Origin of the sequence: Polaromonas sp., assembly GCF_030682935.1 — a bacterium.
Taxonomy (GTDB): Bacteria; Pseudomonadota; Gammaproteobacteria; order Burkholderiales; family Burkholderiaceae_C; genus Polaromonas.
In genome coordinates, this window is sequence record NZ_JAUXNA010000401.1 from 1 (window position 1) to 3,416 (window position 3,416).

The following is a 3,416-nucleotide window of genomic DNA, read 5'->3' on the forward strand; positions in this document are numbered from 1 at the left end:
TGAAAAGACCCGCCCCTCAGAACGAAGGCGAAGACAGGTGGCGGAGCACCAGGTTTTTCAGCAAAGGTAATTGTCCATGAAAGAAATGGCCGACTCCGGGCACAACCGTAACAGGAAGTGATTGTGGACGCGCCCAGTCCATCACCGCAGGCAGCAGCACCGTGTCATCCTGCTCGCCGTGCAGCACCAGCGTATTCAGGTGCGCGGCCGGATCGATGGGTGCGGCGGGTGCGCGGCTGACGCTGGTGCCTACCAGCACGAGCTTTTCGATGCTGCGGGTGGGCAACAGCTGCGCAAAGGCATGGGTCGTGACAAAAGCCCCGAACGAAAAGCCGGCCAGCGCCAGCGCACTTTGATGCTCGCCCGGCGGCGCGACCTGCTGCACCACCGCCAGGAAATCAGCCAGTTCGCCCGGTCCCTCGTCATGGCTGCCAGCGCTGCCGCCAACACCCCGAAAGTTAAAGCGCACCGCCGTCCAGCCGCTTTGCACAAAAGCCCGCGCGAGCGTTTGCACCACCTTGTTGTCCATGGTGCCCCCAAACAGCGGGTGCGGATGGGCAATGACAGCCACACCGCGGGACGCACCAGCGGGCGCATCGAGCGCAATTTCAAGCACGCCGGCCGGACCTTGAAAGCTTGATTTTTGGGTTTTAGAGTTCACGGGCTGACTTTCAACGCGCATCAGTTGCTGCAAATAAAGGAGCTGCCAACGCTTACTGGAATTTGGCTACAGGCTTAAATCATGAAGACTCAGCGACCCAGATGCGCCGGCGTCAGCAGGCGCTCCACCAGCTGGCCGTTTTTGAGGTGCGACTCGACAATCTCATCAATGTCGCTTTCGTCCACATAGCTGTACCAGACCGCTTCCGGATAGACCACCAGCACCGGACCCGCTGCGCAGCGGTCCAGGCACCCCGCTTTGTTGACGCGCACTTGGCCCGGGCCGGCCAGACCAGCCGCCTTGACCTGCGACTTGCAGCGGTCAAAGGCCGCTTCTGCGCGGTGCTCGGCACAGCAGTTCTCGCCGTTGCTGCGCTGGTTCAGGCAAAAAAATACATGGCGTTTGTAATAGGACGGGCTGACAGGCGCAGCCGCTGTGACCGATGCGTTCGCGGCGGCTTCTTGGGAGTTAGAGGAGCTCATGGCTTGATTTTACTTTTCAGACGCCCCGGCCTGCTCGCGGCTTGAGAGCCGCATCAAGATATACAGCAAGGTCGCATAAGGCCAGAGCCAGCCCAGCCACTGCACCAGCCCATGAAAACGGATGAAGCGGCCCTGCTCCCAGGCTTGCAGCGTCTGCGCAAAGTAGGGGTCGGCGGGCGCCTGGTTGAGCAGGCCCAGATGAATGGCCAGCGCCAGCAGCGTCAGTGCCGCAGCGGCGCGGCGCGGCACCGGCAGCAGCAACAGGGCCAGCAACCCCGCCAGCCCCAAGCCGGCCTGCACCGGCGCATCCAGCCAGGCCCAGGCATGCTGCGGTCCATAGCTGAGCGCCGCCGACAGGGCCGAGGCCGCGATGCCGGACACCATCATTGCCACCCCGAACACGGCGCGCTGCCGGGCGGTGCGGATCACGCCGTAACCCAGCAGGCAGGGAATGAGCGCGCCCAGGGCCACGCAGAACAACTCGGCCACAGGCACCAGCGGCTGCAGTTCCAGGTCTCGCACCGGCATCCAGTCCAGAAAAGGGGTGTCGGCCAGGGCATCGGCCAGCGCGGACTCCAGCCGCTCGAACACCTGGCCCAGGCCCATGGGCACCGACGCGGGAAACAGCAGGGCCGGCGGCCAGAGCAGCAGTAGCACCAGCGCGCCGCGCGCGTCGTGCGAAAACCAGCGCGCCCTGAAACGGCTCCAGCGATTGATCACGCCCGATCTCTCGAACGCCCAGGCGCAGCAGGCGCCCAGCCAGCCGCCCAGCGTGTTGAGCGCCAGGTCCACATTGGACGGAACGCGCGACGGCAGATAGCTTTGCAGCGTTTCCAGCGCCAGCGACAGCAAGCCGGCCGCCAGCGTCGCCAGCGTGACAGCCCAGAACCCGCGCTGGCTGCGCAACGCCGACAGCGCCAGCAAAAAACCCAGCGGCGCGTAACCCAGCAGATTGGCGCCCACATCAAACCCGGTCCAGTACTGCGGCAGCGGCGCTGTCAGAAACCGCAGCGGCGAAATGTCCTGGTCACGCCAGTCAGCAAAGGGATAGAGGCTGGCGTAGGCGATCAGGCAAGCGAGCGCAAGCGCCAGCGGCCAGGCCATGGTGCGATGCGCATCGGGCGTTGTGCTGAAAGAAGAAGGTGGCCGTGCCATGACAGGTGCGTGGGGCAGGAGCCGGCTCAGTGAAAGGGCTTGACCACCACCAGAATCACCACCACGAGCATCAAGATGACCGGTGCCTCATTGAACCAGCGAAACCAGACATGACTGCGCTGGTTGCGGTTGTCCGCGAACGTGGCCAGCACCCGGCCGCAGGCGTGGTGATAACCAATAACCAGCGCCACCACGGCCAGCTTGGCATGCATCCAGCCATTGCCCGGTCCCAGCCCGATGCCATACCCCAGGTAGAGCCACAGGCCGGTCGCCAGGGCCGGAACCGCCAGCAGCGTGGTGAAGCGCAGCAGCTTGCGGGCCATCAGCATCAGCCGCGCGCGCTCGGCCACGCTTTCGGGCGGCACCATGGCCAGGTTGACAAAAATGCGCGGCAGGTAAAAAAGTCCGGCAAACCAGCTGGCAATGAAAACGATGTGGAAGGATTTGACCCAGAGCATGGATCGAGTGTAGCCCTGCGCATTTTTGCGGGCAAAAAGAAGCCCGGCGGCACGAAGGCCAGCCGGGCTGGTAAGCCTCTTTGCTGTCACACGCAAAGGCCCCGCTCAGGGAGGAAAAGCGGGATGCAGCGACCAAGCTGGCCTCCACACAGCGCGATTCTAACCATGGCGGACCGGGCCCGTCCAAATCTTTTCGGCGCGGCCCGGAACTTCAATGTAAGGCCCGGTAAGACGCGGCGCGCACAGGGCATGGACCGAATAAATACGCGCCACCCCAAAGCTTTGGCACAATTTGCCCATGACCATGCACGCCTCCAACTTCGCTCCCTTTCCGATGGGCCGCCCCCGTCGCCTGCGCCGTGACAGCTTCACGCGCAACCTGGTCCGCGAGCACGCGCTCACTGCCCACGACCTGATTTACCCGGTGTTTGTCACCGAGGGCAGCCGGCGCCGGGAGCCCATCGCGTCGATGCCGGGGGTTGAGCGGCTCAGCCTGGACTTGCTGCTGCCGGTGGCCGAAGAGTGCGTCAAGCTGGGCATTCCGGTGATGGCGCTGTTTCCGGTGATTGACGGCTCGCTCAAAACCTATTACGGCCGGGAAGCGCTGAACCCCGAAGGCCTGGTGCCGCGCGTGGTGCGCGAGCTGAAAAAACGCTTTCC

4 protein-coding genes and 1 pseudogene are annotated in these 3,416 nt (G+C 64.1%); 1 reads left to right on the forward strand and 4 read right to left on the reverse strand.

Annotated elements, in window-relative coordinates:
* Positions 1 to 16: 16 nt before the first annotated feature.
* The 4 genes from Q8K05_RS18770 to Q8K05_RS18785 form a co-directional block, all read right to left on the reverse strand.
* The gene (locus Q8K05_RS18770; protein ID WP_305248269.1) at positions 17 to 661 is read right to left on the reverse strand and encodes an alpha/beta hydrolase; all 645 of its coding nucleotides are present in this window, start codon (positions 659 to 661) and stop codon (positions 17 to 19) included.
* Positions 662 to 750: 89 nt separating this feature from the next.
* Positions 751 to 1,143: a ferredoxin gene (locus Q8K05_RS18775; protein WP_305248271.1), complete on the reverse strand. Its 393-nt coding sequence runs from the start codon at positions 1,141 to 1,143 to the stop codon at positions 751 to 753.
* Positions 1,144 to 1,152: 9 nt separating this feature from the next.
* A complete protein-coding gene (locus Q8K05_RS18780) occupies positions 1,153 to 2,298 on the reverse strand; it encodes a VanZ family protein (RefSeq protein WP_305248273.1) in 1,146 nt (381 codons plus the stop codon).
* 26 nt (positions 2,299 to 2,324) lie between these two features.
* Complete coding sequence (locus tag Q8K05_RS18785; protein ID WP_305248274.1) at positions 2,325 to 2,756, reverse strand: CopD family protein; 432 nt, start codon at positions 2,754 to 2,756, stop codon at positions 2,325 to 2,327.
* Positions 2,757 to 3,054: 298 nt separating this feature from the next.
* Here Q8K05_RS18785 and Q8K05_RS18790 point away from each other — a divergent pair.
* Positions 3,055 to 3,416, forward strand: a pseudogene (locus Q8K05_RS18790) (porphobilinogen synthase); the annotation flags it as partial.

Bases quoted from the DNA above. Each gene is read 5' to 3' on its own strand.
- Q8K05_RS18775 (WP_305248271.1), bottom strand. From the start codon at position 1,143: ATGAGCTCCTCTAACTCCCAAGAAGCCGCCGCGAACGCATCGGTCACA.
- Q8K05_RS18780 (WP_305248273.1), bottom strand. From the start codon at position 2,298: ATGGCACGGCCACCTTCTTCTTTCAGCACAACGCCCGATGCGCATCGC.
- Q8K05_RS18785 (WP_305248274.1), bottom strand. From the start codon at position 2,756: ATGCTCTGGGTCAAATCCTTCCACATCGTTTTCATTGCCAGCTGGTTT.